This window comes from Enterobacter sp. 22452, assembly GCF_052045065.1.
Taxonomy (GTDB): domain Bacteria; phylum Pseudomonadota; class Gammaproteobacteria; order Enterobacterales; family Enterobacteriaceae; genus Enterobacter; species Enterobacter mori.
Genome location: NZ_JBQEOB010000012.1, coordinates 77041 through 92355, shown reverse-complemented (window position 1 = coordinate 92355; position 15315 = coordinate 77041). Strand labels below are relative to the sequence as shown.

General features: G+C 52.6%; 14 protein-coding genes. 7 read left to right on the top strand and 7 right to left on the bottom strand.

Annotated elements, in window-relative coordinates:
• Positions 1-162 precede the first annotated feature (162 nt).
• A complete protein-coding gene (mobB, locus tag ACTJJA_RS22520; protein ID WP_440669249.1) occupies positions 163-666 on the bottom strand; it encodes a molybdopterin-guanine dinucleotide biosynthesis protein MobB in 504 nt (167 codons plus the stop codon).
• Positions 663-1247: a molybdenum cofactor guanylyltransferase MobA gene (mobA, locus tag ACTJJA_RS22515; RefSeq protein WP_440669248.1), complete on the bottom strand. Its 585-nt coding sequence runs from the start codon at positions 1245-1247 to the stop codon at positions 663-665. The genes mobB and mobA overlap by 4 nt, the downstream gene beginning before the upstream one ends.
• Positions 1248-1315: 68 nt before the next feature.
• On the opposite strand from mobA, the gene ACTJJA_RS22510 reads away from it, so the two are divergent.
• The 3 genes from ACTJJA_RS22510 (at position 1316) to dsbA (ending at position 3298) form a co-directional block, all read left to right on the top strand.
• Positions 1316-1585: a YihD family protein gene (locus ACTJJA_RS22510; RefSeq protein ID WP_010436801.1), complete on the top strand. Its 270-nt coding sequence runs from the start codon at positions 1316-1318 to the stop codon at positions 1583-1585.
• Between the two features lie 75 nt (positions 1586-1660).
• On the top strand, positions 1661-2647 hold the full coding sequence (locus ACTJJA_RS22505; protein WP_440669247.1) for a serine/threonine protein kinase: 987 nt from the start codon (positions 1661-1663) through the stop codon (positions 2645-2647).
• Between the two features lie 27 nt (positions 2648-2674).
• Entirely contained in the window at positions 2675-3298 is a 624-nt protein-coding gene (gene dsbA / locus ACTJJA_RS22500; protein ID WP_010436806.1) for a thiol:disulfide interchange protein DsbA, read from the top strand.
• A gap of 23 nt (positions 3299-3321) precedes the next feature.
• On the opposite strand, the gene ACTJJA_RS22495 is transcribed toward dsbA, so the two are convergent.
• A complete protein-coding gene (locus ACTJJA_RS22495) occupies positions 3322-4230 on the bottom strand; it encodes an acyltransferase (RefSeq protein WP_431139384.1) in 909 nt (302 codons plus the stop codon).
• Positions 4231-4668: 438 nt separating this feature from the next.
• Here ACTJJA_RS22495 and polA point away from each other — a divergent pair, with 438 nt between their 5' ends.
• Both polA and ACTJJA_RS22485 read left to right on the top strand, forming a co-directional pair.
• On the top strand, positions 4669-7461 hold the full coding sequence (gene polA, locus ACTJJA_RS22490) for a DNA polymerase I (protein ID WP_440669246.1): 2793 nt from the start codon (positions 4669-4671) through the stop codon (positions 7459-7461).
• A gap of 166 nt (positions 7462-7627) precedes the next feature.
• Positions 7628-7675 (top strand): spot 42 RNA, inhibition of DNA synthesis, encoded by a 48-nt coding sequence (locus tag ACTJJA_RS22485; protein ID WP_071892919.1) that lies wholly within the window; start codon positions 7628-7630, stop codon positions 7673-7675.
• 98 nt (positions 7676-7773) lie between these two features.
• On the opposite strand, the gene yihA is transcribed toward ACTJJA_RS22485, so the two are convergent.
• Positions 7774-8403 (bottom strand): ribosome biogenesis GTP-binding protein YihA/YsxC, encoded by a 630-nt coding sequence (gene yihA / locus ACTJJA_RS22480; protein ID WP_010436812.1) that lies wholly within the window; start codon positions 8401-8403, stop codon positions 7774-7776.
• 579 nt (positions 8404-8982) lie between these two features.
• Between yihA and yihI the strand changes: the two genes are divergently transcribed.
• Positions 8983-9498, top strand: a complete 516-nt coding sequence (gene yihI, locus ACTJJA_RS22475) for a Der GTPase-activating protein YihI (RefSeq protein WP_089600439.1) — start codon at positions 8983-8985, stop codon at positions 9496-9498.
• Between the two features lie 188 nt (positions 9499-9686).
• A complete protein-coding gene (hemN, locus tag ACTJJA_RS22470) occupies positions 9687-11060 on the top strand; it encodes an oxygen-independent coproporphyrinogen III oxidase (protein ID WP_440669245.1) in 1374 nt (457 codons plus the stop codon).
• A 69-nt stretch (positions 11061-11129) separates the two neighbouring features.
• Here the strand turns inward: hemN and glnG are convergent, their stop codons facing one another.
• From glnG to glnA, 3 genes are all read right to left on the bottom strand, one after another.
• Positions 11130-12542: a nitrogen regulation protein NR(I) gene (gene glnG, locus ACTJJA_RS22465; RefSeq protein WP_042716381.1), complete on the bottom strand. Its 1413-nt coding sequence runs from the start codon at positions 12540-12542 to the stop codon at positions 11130-11132.
• An 11-nt stretch (positions 12543-12553) separates the two neighbouring features.
• Positions 12554-13603 carry a nitrogen regulation protein NR(II) gene (glnL, locus tag ACTJJA_RS22460; protein ID WP_010436825.1) on the bottom strand — a complete coding sequence of 350 codons (1050 nt, stop codon included), beginning with the start codon at positions 13601-13603 and terminating at the stop codon, positions 12554-12556.
• A 170-nt stretch (positions 13604-13773) separates the two neighbouring features.
• Positions 13774-15183, bottom strand: a complete 1410-nt coding sequence (gene glnA, locus ACTJJA_RS22455; RefSeq protein WP_010436828.1) for a glutamate--ammonia ligase — start codon at positions 15181-15183, stop codon at positions 13774-13776.
• Between the last annotated feature and the right edge of the window lie 132 nt (positions 15184-15315).

Sequence of the window (15315 nt, the reverse complement as noted above, 5' to 3'; positions counted from 1 at the left end):
GAAACGCCGTAGCGCCGATGGTAGTGTGGGGTCTCCCCATGTGAGAGTAGGGAACTGCCAGGCATCAAATAAGTAGAGAGGCCATCCGCAAGGATGGCCTTTTTGCGTTTCTGGAGCACCGAATGTTGTAGGCCGAGTAAGGCAAAGCCGCCACCCGGCAAGTCAGACTGCACTCCACGCCACAATAAACTCCGCAATCCCATCCACGTCATTTAAGTCCAACACCGGAACCTCAAGCGGCAATACAACATCACTAGCCACCGCAATCACATGCTCATCCAGCGTTAACTCACTAACATCATGCCCGGCATCGCTCCTGAATAGCAGGATCTTCGCCACAGCCTCGTGCTTAAATCCCTCAACCAGCACCAGATCCAGCGTGGAGTGATCCATCCGGCTGACCAGATACGCGAGATCCAACGGCGCCTCATCCGGGGTTTCTGTCATCAATGCCCAGCGCTGAGTGCTTGCCACCATCGTTTGTGTCGCACCCGCTTTACGCAGCTCAAAGCTGTCTTTACCGGGCTTATCGATATCCATATTATGATGCGTGTGCTTAATCAAACCTGGACGAATACCTCTGGCGCACAGTGCCGGTATCAGCTTTTTGAGTAACGTGGTTTTCCCGGTACCACTCCAGGCGGAAATTGCTAAAACAGGTGTCATTTCTTCTCCTGGAGTGCCTGCAAATCTTCTGTCGTATTCACGTTCACAAATGCTGGCTTCAAATCGCTAAAATCAACCGGATGTCCGCCTGCCTGCCGCATAAACACCATCACCCTTCTTTCTCCAGCAGCCAGGTAAGCCTGCAGGTCAGAAACTAACGATATATGAATCAGGGCGATCGTCGGATGGTCGCGCTCACCGTCATGTGCCCAAACCACGGGCGAGTCACCGCGCTGTTGTACCATGCGTTCTACCAGGCGAGCCGGAATAAAGGGTGTATCGCAGGAGCAAAAGAGAAACCACTCTCCCTGAGCCTGCTGCATGACCGAGAGCATCCCAGCCAGTGGCCCCGGATAATCTGCCACGTTATCCTGATAAACGGGGAATCCGCTGCGTTGGTAAATAGCGATGTGACGATTAGCACTGAGTGCGATTGTCGACACCTGATCTGCAAGCCTGTCAGCGACATGCTGCCATAAGGGCTTTCCATTCAGCAGCTGTAGCCCCTTATCTTCACCGCCCATTCGGGTCGCTCTGCCACCGGCCAGAACGACACCGATGATTTTCTGGCATTCATTCACTAATATCGCCTCTTTTATTGTGGGATTGACCCTGCTAACGTGTCTCTCTAAATGAAAGGAGCACCACCATGAAATGTAAACGTCTGAATGAAGTTATTGAACTCCTCCAGCCAGCCTGGCAAAAAGAGCCAGAGCTGAATCTGATGCAATTTTTACAGAAACTGGCGAAAGAGTCAGGTTTTGACGGCGAGCTGACAGACCTTTCTGACGACATCCTGATCTACCACCTTAAAATGCGTGATTCCGCCAAAGATGCTGTTATTCCTGGTATTCAGAAAGATTATGAGGAAGATTTTAAAACCGCATTGCTGCGCGCGCGTGGGGTAATTAAAGAGTAAAAGCTTGTAAGCGGAGCCACCGAAATCGCCACAAGATGATATCCTGAATCATTCGTATAATTTCCGGATGATCGGATGAACGACCAGGCTTTTACTTTCCAGACATTACACCCGGATACCATTATGGACGCCCTGTACGAGCAGGGTATTCGGGTGGATTCTGGGTTAACCCCGTTGAATAGCTACGAAAATCGCGTCTATCAGTTTCAGGATGAGGAGCGCCAGCGCTTCGTTGTAAAGTTCTATCGTCCCAAGCGTTGGTCTGCAGAACAAATTCAGGAAGAGCATCAGTTTGCCCACGATCTGCTGGATGACGATGTTCCCGTTGCTGCGCCCTTGAAATTTAACAACCAAACGCTGCTTACCCACGAAGGTTTTTATTACGCCGTATTCCCAAGCCTGGGCGGGCGTCAGTTTGAAGCTGATAATATCGACCAGATGGAATGGGTTGCCCGCTACCTGGGGCGCATTCATCAGACGGGACGCAAAAAGCCGTTTATTGCCCGCCCGACCATCGGTATTCAGGAATACCTTATCGAGCCACGGCAGGTATTCGAAACCTCGACACTTATTCCTGGTGGATTAAAGGCTAAATTCCTTAGCGCGACCGACAAACTTATTGAGGCGGTGAAAGCCTGTTGGCGTGATGACATCCCCACACTGCGGCTGCATGGAGACTGCCATGCTGGCAATATTCTCTGGCGCGATGGCCCACTGTTTGTCGATCTCGATGATGCTCGCATGGGGCCAGCGGTTCAGGATCTGTGGATGCTGCTCAATGGTGATAAAGCCGAGCAGAGAATGCAGCTTGAAACCATTATTGAAGCGTATGAAGAATTTAGCCCCTTTAATTCAGACGAAATTGCCTTGATAGAGCCTTTACGTGCGATGCGTTTTGTTTATTATCTCGCATGGTTAATCAGGCGTTGGGATGATCCCGCATTTCCCCGAAATTTCCCGTGGCTTACCGGAGAGGATTACTGGCGCAGCCAGATATCCACATTTACTGAGCAGGTTAAGGTTCTGCAAGAACCCCCTCTGCAATTAACGCCGATGTATTAATTGGACACACCCAGGAGAGAGTTGATCATGAAAAAAATTTGGCTGGCGCTGGCAGGTATGATTCTGGCATTTAGCGCTTCTGCTGCACAGTTCACCGATGGTAAGCAGTACATTACGCTGGACAAGCCAGTTGCCGGAGAGCCACAGGTTCTGGAGTTCTTCTCGTTTTATTGCCCACACTGCTATCAGTTCGAGCAGGTGCTGCATGTCTCTGACAACGTGAAGAAAAAGCTGCCGGAAGGCACCAAAATGACGAAATACCACGTTGAGTTCCTGGGCCCGCTGGGCAAAGACCTGACTCAGGCGTGGGCGGTAGCTATCGCACTGGGCGTGGAAGATAAGATCACCGCCCCAATGTTTGAAGCCGTACAGAAAACCCAGACCGTTCAGACCACTGCGGATATCCGTAAAGTATTCGTGGATGCCGGTGTGAAAGGTGAAGAGTACGATGCCGCATGGAACAGTTTCGTTGTGAAATCACTGGTTGCCCAGCAGGAAAAAGCGGCTGCTGACCTCCAGCTTCAGGGCGTTCCAGCGATGTTTGTTAACGGCAAATATCAGCTGAACATGCAGGGCATGGACACCAGCAGCATGGATATCTTCGTACAACAGTACGCTGATACCGTGAAATATCTGGTTGAGAAGAAGTAAGATTGTTGATGTAAAAACGCCGGTCAATGACCGGCGTTTTTGTAAGAAGCTTTAATGTTGTCTATCTGCTCGTCTTTCTCTTTCCAGAGCGTATTAAGCCAAAGCTGGAAACGACGTTTAAAATTCTTATCGTTAACGTAATCACCGTGCAGTTCCGTCTCAACAGGAACCAGATCAACGTGAACCACAATACGCGTCAGTTTGCCGCTGAGCATGTCATAAAATGGCGTCTTATCGTTCTCCGGGTAGCAAAGCGTAACGTTCAATAATTTATCGAACTGCTCGCCCAACACGTTCAATGCCATCGCAATGCCCGCAGCTTTAGGCGGCAGTAAGTGCTGATAAGGGGAGCGAGTCTGACTGCGCTTCTCTTCGGTAAAACGAGAGCCTTCTACAAAGTTAACAATCGTCGTTGGATGTGCACGAAATTTTTCGCAGGAGCGGCGTGTGGTTTCCACATCTTTACCGCGGCGTTCCGGGTGACGAAGTAAATAGCTGCGTGAATAGCGTTTCATAAACGGCATATCCAGCGCCCAGCAGGCCAGGCCAATGAAAGGCACCCAGGCCAGTTGTTGTTTCAGGAAATATTTATTCATCGGGATATGTTTGCGAAACAGCACACATAACACCACGATGTCAGCCCAGCTGTGATGATTGCAGATCAGCAGATACCAGTTCTTTTTGTTGAGTCTTTCCAGACCCTGAACATCCCACTTCAGGTGCGGGTTAAGGTACAGCAGAATCGCCAGCCCTTCGCACCAGCAATACATCATAAAATTACAAAACGCAGAAACGGCTCGCCACACCGAGTGCACAGGCAGCAGCAGCTTAATCATTCCGGCAATAATGATCGGCACTGAACAGGCGATAGTCACCAGAATGGTTAAAATGATGCTTAACAGTAATGTTATTGCAGCGAGCAATCTCGACATAATCAGTATTTTCAGGTGGTTAGCTTAATTAAGCCACCGCATATGCGGCGCAGGGCGCTGAGTTTATCAGAAAACAGACTAAAAAATGGTGCTTTCACACAGCGGGGGAGCGGCTTTTACCTGCTACAGCAGATATGTCTACGATGAAGGAATAAACGAGGCTTATATCCACATAGACTAAATTGTCATCAATTCGCAATATGGATAATGAGCACTAACTTAATATGATGATAATAAACAATAAATTATATAATGGGATAGGGTTTTTATGGCTGTTATTCATATGTAGTGAAAGTATGCACAAACTTATCCACAGTTTTATTTTTGCGAGCGATCCTCTCGATCGCAAAATCTTTTCCTGTATCAGGCGCTAATAACTGATGTTTTCATCCTTCTGTGGCATCCTTTACCCATAAATTGATTAAAGGCACGGACATTATGGTTCAGATCCCAGAAAACCCTCTTATTCTCGTCGACGGCTCTTCTTACCTGTATCGGGCATACCATGCGTTTCCTCCTCTGACCAACAGCGCAGGGGAACCTACCGGCGCAATGTACGGCGTGCTGAACATGCTGCGTAGCCTGATCCTTCAGTATCAGCCAACCCATGCGGCAGTGGTCTTTGATGCAAAAGGTAAAACCTTCCGCGACGAGTTGTTTGAGCATTACAAATCCCATCGTCCGCCGATGCCTGACGATCTGCGAGCACAGATCGAGCCGCTGCACACCATGGTGAAAGCGATGGGGCTGCCGTTGCTGGCCGTTTCTGGCGTTGAGGCCGACGACGTTATCGGCACGCTGGCGCGTGAAGCAGAAAAAATGGGCCGTCCGGTGCTGATCAGTACCGGTGATAAAGACATGGCGCAGCTTGTGACGCCAGGTATCACCCTGATTAACACCATGACCAACACCATTCTGGGGCCTGAAGAAGTCGTCACAAAATATGGCGTGCCGCCTGAGCTTATTATTGATTTCCTCGCGTTGATGGGCGACTCCTCAGATAACATCCCTGGTGTGCCGGGCGTCGGTGAAAAAACCGCGCAGGCGCTGCTTCAGGGGCTGGGTGGGCTGGATACGCTCTACGCAGAATCGGATAAAATCGCCGGGCTCACCTTCCGTGGTGCGAAAACCATGGCGGCGAAGCTGGAAGATAACAAAGAGGTGGCTTATCTCTCTTATAAGCTGGCCACAATCAAAACCGATGTCGAGCTGGAACTGGGCTGTGAGCAGCTGGAAGTGCAACAGCCTTCCGCTGACGATCTGCTGAGCCTGTTTAAGAAATACGAATTTAAGCGCTGGACCACTGACGTGGAAGCCGGTAAATGGCTGCAGGCAAAAGGCGCGAAACCTGCCGTGAAGCCGAAAGAGACGATTGTTGTGGATGCTGAAGAGCAGGCAGACGAAGAGGTCGTCGCGCTCTCCTTCGACAACTACGAAACCCTTCTTGAAGAGTCACAGCTGGTCGCCTGGATCGAGAAGCTGAAAAAAGCGCCGGTCTTTGCCTTTGACACCGAAACTGACAGCCTCGATAACATCTCGGCCAATATGGTGGGCCTGTCATTTGCCACCGAGCCGGGCGTGGCGGCCTATGTCCCTGTTGCACATGATTACCTGGATGCGCCGGATCAGATCTCCCGCGACCGCGTCCTTGAGCTGCTGAAGCCGATTCTCGAAGATGACAAGGCGCTCAAAGTTGGGCAGAACCTGAAATATGATCGCGGCATTCTGCAAAACTACGGTATTGAGCTGCGCGGCATCGCTTTCGACACCATGCTGGAATCCTACATTCTGGACAGCGTGGCAGGCCGTCATGATATGGATTCCTTATCTGACCGCTGGCTCAAGCACAAAACCATTACGTTTGAAGAGATTGCCGGAAAAGGTAAAAACCAGCTCACCTTTAACCAGATTGCGCTGGAAGAGGCGGGTCGTTACGCGGCGGAAGACGCCGATGTGACGCTGCAGCTGCACCTGAAGATGTGGCCAAAGCTGCAAAAGCAGGAAGGCCCGATGAACGTATTCCAGCATATCGAAATGCCACTGGTGCCGGTGCTGTCCCGCATCGAACGCAACGGCGTAAAAATCGATCCAACGGTGCTGCATAACCACTCGGGTGAACTGGCGCAGCGTCTGACCGAGCTTGAGCAAAAAGCCCATGAGTTTGCCGGAGAGCCGTTTAACCTGTCGTCACCTAAACAACTGCAAACTATCCTGTTTGAAAAGCAGGGCATCAAGCCACTGAAGAAAACCCCTGGCGGCGCGCCATCAACCTCTGAAGAGGTGCTGGAAGAGCTGGCGCTGGATTATCCACTGCCAAAAGTTATCCTCGAGTATCGTGGTCTGGCGAAGCTTAAATCGACCTACACCGATAAGCTGCCGTTGATGATTAACCCGAAAACGGGGCGTGTGCATACCTCTTATCATCAGGCGGTTGCTGCAACCGGGCGTCTCTCGTCGACCGATCCCAACCTGCAGAACATTCCTGTGCGCAATGAAGAAGGTCGTCGTATTCGTCAGGCCTTTATTGCGCCAGAAGATTATCTGATTGTCTCTGCGGACTACTCGCAAATTGAGCTGCGCATTATGGCGCACCTGTCGCGTGATAAGGGCTTGCTGACCGCGTTTGCCGAAGGGAAGGATATTCACCGGGCAACGGCCGCTGAAGTCTTTGGCCTGCCGCTGGATAGCGTGACAAACGAACAGCGTCGCAGCGCGAAAGCGATTAACTTCGGTCTGATTTACGGGATGAGCGCCTTTGGCCTGTCACGCCAGCTCAACATTCCGCGTAAAGAGTCGCAGAAGTATATGGATCTCTACTTCGAGCGCTACCCGGGCGTACTGGAGTATATGGAACGCACCCGTGCGCAGGCGAAAGAGAAAGGCTACGTTGAAACGCTGGATGGTCGTCGTCTGTATCTGCCGGACATCACATCCAGCAACGCGGCGCGCCGGGCAGGCGCAGAGCGTGCGGCTATCAACGCCCCAATGCAGGGAACCGCTGCTGACATCATCAAGCGTGCGATGATCGCCGTGGATGCCTGGCTGGAAAAAGATAAACCGCGCGTGAAAATGATCATGCAGGTACACGATGAACTGGTGTTTGAAGTGCACAAAGACGATCTTGAAAAAGTGTCTCAGACGATCCACGAACTGATGGAAAGCAGCATGAAGCTGGACGTTCCGTTGCTGGTGGAAGTGGGGAGTGGCGAAAACTGGGATCAGGCTCACTAAGGGTTCATGGAATAACGCGCGTTTTATGTAAGTTAGCAACATAACGACGTGCGTTTTGTGACAATCATTAGAATTCCCTATGTAAAGAATGAAAAAAAACTACAAAAAGTGCTTTTTCTACAGATAAAAAAGGGGTAGAGTTAACGACGTAGGGTACAGAGGTAAGATGTTCTATCTTTCAGACCTTTTACTTCACGTAATCGGATTTGGCTGAATATTTTAGCCGCCCCAGTCAGTAATGACTGGGGCGTTTTTTATTGCGGCAAAGAAAATGTCAGGCAAAAAAAAGCGCGGACATTGCCGCGCTCATATTTACTCTTCTTCCGCTTCTGTCGCGGGTTCCAGCTCGTTAAACCAACTGTCGAGCTTCTGACGCAGCTTATCCACGCCCTGTTTTTTCAGCGAGGAGAATGGCTCAACCTGCACATCACCGTTAAAGGCCAGCACCGCTTCGCGAACCATGTTCACCTGCGCTTTTCGTGCACCGCTAGCCAGCTTATCGGCTTTGGTCAGCAGAACCAGCACGGCGATATCGCTCTCTACAGCCCAGTCGATCATCTGCTGATCGAGATCTTTCAGCGGATGGCGAATATCCATCAGCACTACCAGACCTTTCAGGCACTGGCGTTTTTCCAGGTACTCACCCAGCGCACGCTGCCATTTGATCTTCATCTCTTCAGGTACTTGCGCATAGCCGTAGCCCGGTAAGTCGACCAGGCGTTTGCCTTCTGCAACTTCAAACAGGTTGATCAGCTGAGTACGGCCAGGTGTTTTTGAGGTGCGCGCCAGGCTCTTCTGATTGGTCAGCGTATTCAGGGCGCTGGATTTTCCCGCATTGGAGCGGCCAGCGAATGCCACTTCAATACCCGTATCGGAAGGCAGGTGGCGAATATCAGGCGCACTGGTGACAAAATGCGTCTGTTGGTAGTTCCAGGTAGTCACGTGGTCGTCTCCAAAAATCGTAATCTGCGGGGGATTATACCTGAATGCGGGCAAAAGGCTTTTCCCATCGTACCAGGCCCGTAAGCGAAAACCCTCTAATGTGTAAGAGATCGGCTACAAACCCTATGAGACATTTAAGAGAAATCGCAGGCGTTTAAAAATGCAAACTATTAAATATCATAGACTTGATAGTGAGTAATAATCCGAAAATCCGTTTTTGTACCCTTTCGTTGCTTGTTAGTTTAAGGGAAAAAGGTAAAGTGTGCGTCAAGGCGAGGATGCCAACAGGATTACGACTTAAGGATAAGGGTCAGGAGCGCCAGGAGGCGAAGACTCAGGATTGTCAGGATGACGGGCGCCTGGAGGCGTTTTTACAGGAAACGGAACCGTATCACGGACGGTATTAGCCAAGGGATAAACAGGGTTTGTTGTTGGCAAACATGGAATGTCTGGCCCGTTAAGGGTTATGAGTCAGGAAAAAAGGCGACAGATTGCTCTGTCGCCTTTTTTCTTTGCTTGCTTTCTGCTAGATTTCGCCGCAATTCTATACTGAATAAAACGGCTTAAAGATAAAACATCATGAAAAAACCGACCACCGCAGCGGGCGCGAAACGCCCAGCAAAAGCACGCCGCAAAACGCGCGAAGAACTGAACCAGGAAGCGCGCGATCGCAAACGCGATAAAAAGCATCGTGGCCATGCTGCGGGTAGCCGTGCAAGCGGTAGCGGTGCAACGGGTGCTTCTGCAAAAGGTAAGGCGCAGAAAGACCCCCGTATCGGCAGTAAAACTCCCATTCCACTGGGCGTGACAGACACCCCGGTCACTAAGCAGCACAAACCAAAGAGCGAGAAACCTATGCTTTCACCGCAGGCTGAGCTGGATTTGCTGGAGAACGATGAGCGCCTGGACGCGCTGCTGGAACGTCTTGAAGAAGGTGAAACCCTGACCGCAGAAGAACAGTCATGGGTTGATGCCAAACTGGATCGCATTGATGAGCTGATGCAGAAGCTGGGCCTGTCATACGACGATGACGAAGATGAAGAAGAAGACGAGAAGCAGGAAGATATGATGCGTCTTCTGAAGGGTGGAAACTAACATTTGCACCCGGCAGGCTCAATAGTCCTGCTTATAACCCTTCCGGTTATATGTTATCTGGTGTGGTTATTCGTTAAACTACGGCGGTTGTCGCGGCGACATCAGTGGCTGCGCACCCGAATGATGGCTCGCAATGGGGCCAGACCGGGCCGCCGTAAACGAACGCGACACCAACGGAAGGAGTGAGCATGTCAGCACCAACTATCGACTGGGATTTGGCCCTAATCCAGAAATATAACTATTCCGGGCCGCGTTATACCTCATACCCCACCGCGCTGGAGTTCTCCGATGCTTTCGGCGAGGCGGATTTTCAGCAGGCCGTCGCGCGCAATCCCGAGCGTCCGCTGTCGCTCTATGTCCATATTCCGTTTTGCCACAAGCTCTGCTACTTCTGCGGCTGCAATAAAATCGTTACCCGCCAGCAGCACAAAGCAGATCAGTATCTTGATGCGCTTGAGCAGGAAATCCTGCACCGCGCGCCGCTGTTTGCCGGTCGTCACGTCAGCCAGCTTCACTGGGGCGGCGGCACGCCAACGTACCTGAATAAAACGCAGATCGGCCGTTTGATGGCGCTGCTGCGCGGCAACTTTAATTTTAACGACGACGCTGAAATCTCGATCGAGGTCGATCCGCGCGAAATCGAGCTGGATGTACTGGATCACTTACGCGCCGAAGGTTTCAACCGCCTGAGCATGGGCGTGCAGGACTTCAACAAAGAGGTGCAGCGTCTGGTCAACCGCGAGCAGGACGAAGAATTTATCTTTGCCTTACTCAACCACGCGCGTGATATCGGCTTTACGTCGACCAATATTGACCTGATTTACGGCCTGCCAAAGCAAACGCCGGAGAGCTTCGCCTTCACGCTGAAGCGCGTGGCTGAACTCAACCCGGACCGTCTGAGCGTCTTTAACTATGCGCACCTGCCGACGCTGTTTGCTGCTCAGCGCAAAATCAAAGATGCCGATCTCCCTTCTGCTCAGCAGAAACTGGATATTTTGCAGGAAACCATCACCTCGCTGACCGAAACCGGTTATCAATTTATCGGGATGGATCACTTTGCCCGTCCGGATGATGAGCTGGCGATTGCCCAGCGCGAAGGCGTTCTGCACCGCAACTTCCAGGGCTACACGACGCAGGGCGATACCGACTTGCTGGGGATGGGCGTCTCGGCCATCAGCATGATTGGCGACTGCTATGCGCAGAACCAGAAAGAGTTAAAACAGTATTATCAGCAGGTTGATGAAACGGGCAACGCGCTGTGGCGCGGCATCGCGCTAACCCGCGACGACTGCATCAGACGCGATGTGATTAAGGCGCTTATCTGCAATTTCCGTCTCGATTTCAGTGACGTGGAAGCACAGTGGAATCTGACCTTCAGCGATTATTTTGCAGAAGATCTGAAGCTGATTGCCCCGCTGGCCAAAGATGGGCTGGTGGATGTTACTGAGGGTGCCATTGAGGTCACGCCTAAAGGGCGTCTGTTGATCCGTAATATCTGCATGTGCTTTGACGCCTATCTGCGTCAGAAAGCGCGCCTGCAGCAGTTCTCGCGGGTTATTTAAGCCGCTTTCGGCTTATGCAACCGCGAAATGGAGGCCGGGTAAGCGAAGCGCCACCCGGCACTGCCAAAATCACTCCATTCCCAGCTCTTTAAGCTTGCGCGTCAGGGTATTACGTCCCCATCCCAACAGGCGAGCGGCCTCCTGCTTATGGCCCTGCGTATGACGAAGCGCGGTGGTTAACAGCGTACGCTCCATCTCAGGCTGAGCTTCAGACAGCAGGTTTTGATGACCGGAACGCAGTGCGCGGTCAGCCCACTGCGCCAGCAGCGTTGCCCAACTGTCCGGCAGCGCGTGACCGGTGCTGCTTTCAGGTGCAGTGGCTTCAAACAGCTCTGCGGGTAAATCCTGAATCAGCACTTCCTGTCCGGCGGCCATCACGGTTAACCAGCGACAGGTGTTTTCCAGCTGGCGCACGTTGCCCGGCCACGCAAGTCGGGTGAGGGCAGCATCGGTTTCCGGGTGAAGCTGCTTGGCCTCAACGCCAAGCTCGCGGGCTGCCACCTGCAGGAAATGACGCGCCAGGCGGGGAATATCTTCCCGGCGCTCGCGCAGCGGCGGCAGGTGAACGCGGATAACGTTCAGGCGGTGGAATAAATCCTCACGGAATTTTCCCTCCTGCACGCGCAGCTCCAGGTTCTGGTGCGTCGCAGCGATAATGCGCACGTCCACCTTCACCGGCGCATAGCCGCCCACGCGGTAAAACTGCCCGTCGGCCAGCACGCGCAGCAGGCGGGTCTGAACGTCCAGCGGCATATCACCGATTTCATCCAGGAAAAGCGTCCCGCCGTCAGCCTGCTCAAAGCGCCCCTGACGAATGGTATTCGCCCCGGTAAATGCGCCTTTTTCGTGGCCGAATAGCTCGGACTCAATCAAATCCTTCGGGATGGCCGCCATATTCAGGGCTATGAAGGGCGCTTTAGCCCGCGGGCTATGGCGATGCAGCGCGTGGGCAACCAGCTCTTTACCGGTACCCGATTCGCCGTTAATCAATACGCTGATGGACGAACGCGACAGACGCCCGATGATGCGAAACACATCCTGCATCGCAGGCGCTTCACCGATGATGTCCGTGGTGGGGCCAAAATCGGGCGCATTACGAGGCTGCTGTTGTTCCTGGTAGTGGCTGATGGCGCGTTCAACCAACGCCACCGCCTCGTCGATATCAAACGGCTTTGGCAGGTAATCAAACGCTCCTTGCTGGTAGGCGCTCACTGCGGCATCCAGGTCGGAGTGCGCCGTCATTATGATGACCGGAAGCATTGGGTGGCGTTGTTTAATTTGTTTTAAAAGCGCCAGCCCGTCCATTCCCGGCATGCGAATATCCGAAAGCAAAACATCTGGCGTTTTGGTGGTGAGTGCGTCTAGCACCTCGCTGCCGCTCTCAAACGTCGTGCAGCTTAACCCCGCCCCAGTGAGCGCGCGTTCCAGCACCCAACGGATGGAGCTATCGTCATCGACTACCCAGACTATCCCTCGTTGCATAAACGTCACCTTTATTTTTTAATCGGCAGGAAAACCGAAAACTCGGTATGTCCCGGCCAACTGGTAAATTCAATTTTGCCAGAGTGTTGGTCGATCAAACTGCGGGCAATGGATAACCCCAGCCCGGTGCCGCCTTCGCGGCCGCTGACCATCGGGTAAAACAGCGTGTCCTGCAGATGCGGCGGGATACCCGGACCGTTATCTTCAACGTCGATGCGTGCCGCCAGACGATAGCGCACGCCGTGCAGCGTAAGCTGGAAGGCGGTGCGGGTACGTAAAATAATCTCGCCCCCTTCCGGTCCCAGCGCCTGTAGCGCGTTACGTACAATGTTCAGCAGAACCTGTTCAATCTGGTCCGGGTCATGCGCCAGTTCCGGCAGGCTTGGGTCGTAATCGCGCACCAGCGTGACGTTCTCTGGCAGTTCCATCGAGACGAGCTTCACCACCCGTTCCGCCACTTTATGAATGCTTTCAGAGACGTGCATGCCCGGCTGCTGCGGCCCAAGAAGACGGTCAACCAGATTACGCAGGCGGTCAGCCTGCTCAATAATAACGTTGGTGTACTCTGCCAGCGCAGGGTCGGGCAACGCCTTGGTCAGCAGCTGTGCTGCACCGCGTAACCCACCCAGCGGGTTTTTTATCTCATGCGCCAGGCCACGCACCAGGTCGCGAGCGGCAATTTGCTGCGCATGCTGAAGCTGCTCCTGGCTGAGCCGACGCTGATTATCCATCGGCGCCATTTCCAGCAGGATCAGTCCTTCGGGAAGACGTTGCGCGGTAAGAGAGAGAATATGTGAACGCCCGTCGATCACCAGTGTCACTTCGTTATCGGTGAAACCCTGTCCGGCCTGCAAACTCTCCTGCATCAGGCCAATATTCAGCGAAAAATAGCTCAACAGTTCAGGAAGCGGGGTACCAAACAGCTTGCGTGAGCTCTGGGCGAGCAATTGCTGCGCCGCCGGGTTGGCGTAATGCACCGCCAGCTCGTCATCGACCAGCAAGATACTGTTAATTAAGGAATTGAGGATCTGCCCAGCATCGGGCAGCGTGCCAGTTGCCATTCAGCAGTCTCCTGGAGTTGGTTGCACTAATTTAGTGCAGTATAGCTTTTTCGGCGTAAAAAGCGCGTCAGATCAGGTTGTTGGTGGAGAAAAAAGCCCATCCGGAGATGGGCTAAAAGTTTCCACGGCAACTACTCCCGACGTTTATCACGCCGGGTAAAACAACTCGATTAAACGCTGTAGTACAGTTCGAACTCAACCGGATGCGGAGTCATACGCACGCGGTCGTTCTCTTCGATACGCAGCGCGATGTAAGCGTCGATAGCTTCATCGGTGAACACGCCGCCAGCCGTCAGGAACTCACGGTCTGCGTCCAGCGCGTTCAGTGCTTCTTCCAGAGAGCCTGCAACCTGTGGGATCTCTTTCGCTTCTTCTGGCGGCAGGTCATACAGGTTTTTGTCCATGGCTTCGCCAGGGTGGATCTTGTTCTTAATACCGTCCAGACCGGCCATCAGCAGTGCTGCGAAGCACAGGTATGGGTTAGCCGCTGGGTCCGGGAAGCGTACTTCGATACGACGTGCTTTCGGAGACGCAACAACCGGGATACGGATAGAAGCAGAACGGTTACGGGCAGAGTACGCCAGCATGACGGGTGCTTCGTAGCCTGGGACCAGACGCTTGTAGGAGTTGGTAGTTGGGTTCGCCAGGGCGTTGATCGCTTTAGCGTGTTTGATAACACCACCGATGTAGTGCAGCGCCTGCTCGGACAGACCCGCGTACTTGTCGCCAGAGAACAGGTTAGTGCCGTTCTTGGACAGGGACATGTGGCAGTGCATACCGGAACCGTTGTCGCCAAACATTGGTTTTGGCATGAAGGTCGCGGTTTTACCGAAACGGTGCGCAACGTTGTGCACAACGTATTTGTAGATCTGAATCTCATCCGCTTTTTTGGTCATGGTGTTGAAGCGGGTAGCGATTTCGTTCTGGCCAGCGGTCGCCACTTCGTGGTGATGCGCTTCCACAACCAGGCCCATCTCTTCCATGATCAGACACATGGTAGAACGGATGTCCTGTGAAGAATCGACCGGAGGAACCGGGAAGTAACCGCCTTTCACGCCAGGACGGTGACCTTTGTTACCACCTTCGTATTTGGTGGAAGAGTTCCATGCGCCTTCGATGTCATCGATAGCCACGTGGGAACCTGAAATTGACGCGCCGAAGCGGATGTCGTCAAACAGGAAGAACTCTGGCTCTGGCCCGAACAGAACGGTGTCTGCGATGCCGGTAGAACGCAGGTACTCTTCAGCGCGTTTCGCGATGGAGCGTGGGTCACGATCGTAGCCCTGCAGCGTGCCTGGCTCGAGGATATCGCAACGGATGATAAGGGTTGGCTCTTCGAAGAACGGGTCAATGAGCGCAGTGGTTGCGTCTGGCATCAGAACCATGTCGGATTCGTTAATGCCTTTCCAGCCACCAATGGAGGAGCCGTCAAACATTTTGCCTTCTTCAAAGAATTCGGCGTTCACCTGATGAGCAGGGATTGTGACGTGCTGTTCTTTACCTTTGGTATCGGTGAAGCGCAGATCAACAAACTTCACTTCATGTTCGTTCAGCATCGTCAAAACGTGTTCAGCGGACATACTTAACTCTCCAGATTGGTCATTGTCGTCGTGGTAACGAGGTCTTCAACTTCTATCAAGGTGGCTGTGATGCCATCTTTTTGCCGTATTTTTATAAAGCGAAATCTGTGCCAACTTTTAAAACACCCCAAA

Excerpts from the sequence above, each read along its gene's own strand:
- mobB (WP_440669249.1), bottom strand. The coding sequence starts at position 666 with ATGACACCTGTTTTAGCAATTTCCGCCTGGAGTGGTACCGGGAAAACC.
- ACTJJA_RS22510 (WP_010436801.1), top strand. The coding sequence starts at position 1,316 with ATGAAATGTAAACGTCTGAATGAAGTTATTGAACTCCTCCAGCCAGCC.
- ACTJJA_RS22505 (WP_440669247.1), top strand. The coding sequence starts at position 1,661 with ATGAACGACCAGGCTTTTACTTTCCAGACATTACACCCGGATACCATT.
- dsbA (WP_010436806.1), top strand. The coding sequence starts at position 2,675 with ATGAAAAAAATTTGGCTGGCGCTGGCAGGTATGATTCTGGCATTTAGC.
- ACTJJA_RS22495 (WP_431139384.1), bottom strand. The coding sequence starts at position 4,230 with ATGTCGAGATTGCTCGCTGCAATAACATTACTGTTAAGCATCATTTTA.
- polA (WP_440669246.1), top strand. The coding sequence starts at position 4,669 with ATGGTTCAGATCCCAGAAAACCCTCTTATTCTCGTCGACGGCTCTTCT.
- yihI (WP_089600439.1), top strand. The coding sequence starts at position 8,983 with ATGAAAAAACCGACCACCGCAGCGGGCGCGAAACGCCCAGCAAAAGCA.
- hemN (WP_440669245.1), top strand. The coding sequence starts at position 9,687 with ATGTCAGCACCAACTATCGACTGGGATTTGGCCCTAATCCAGAAATAT.
- glnG (WP_042716381.1), bottom strand. The coding sequence starts at position 12,542 with ATGCAACGAGGGATAGTCTGGGTAGTCGATGACGATAGCTCCATCCGT.
- glnL (WP_010436825.1), bottom strand. The coding sequence starts at position 13,603 with ATGGCAACTGGCACGCTGCCCGATGCTGGGCAGATCCTCAATTCCTTA.
- glnA (WP_010436828.1), bottom strand. The coding sequence starts at position 15,183 with ATGTCCGCTGAACACGTTTTGACGATGCTGAACGAACATGAAGTGAAG.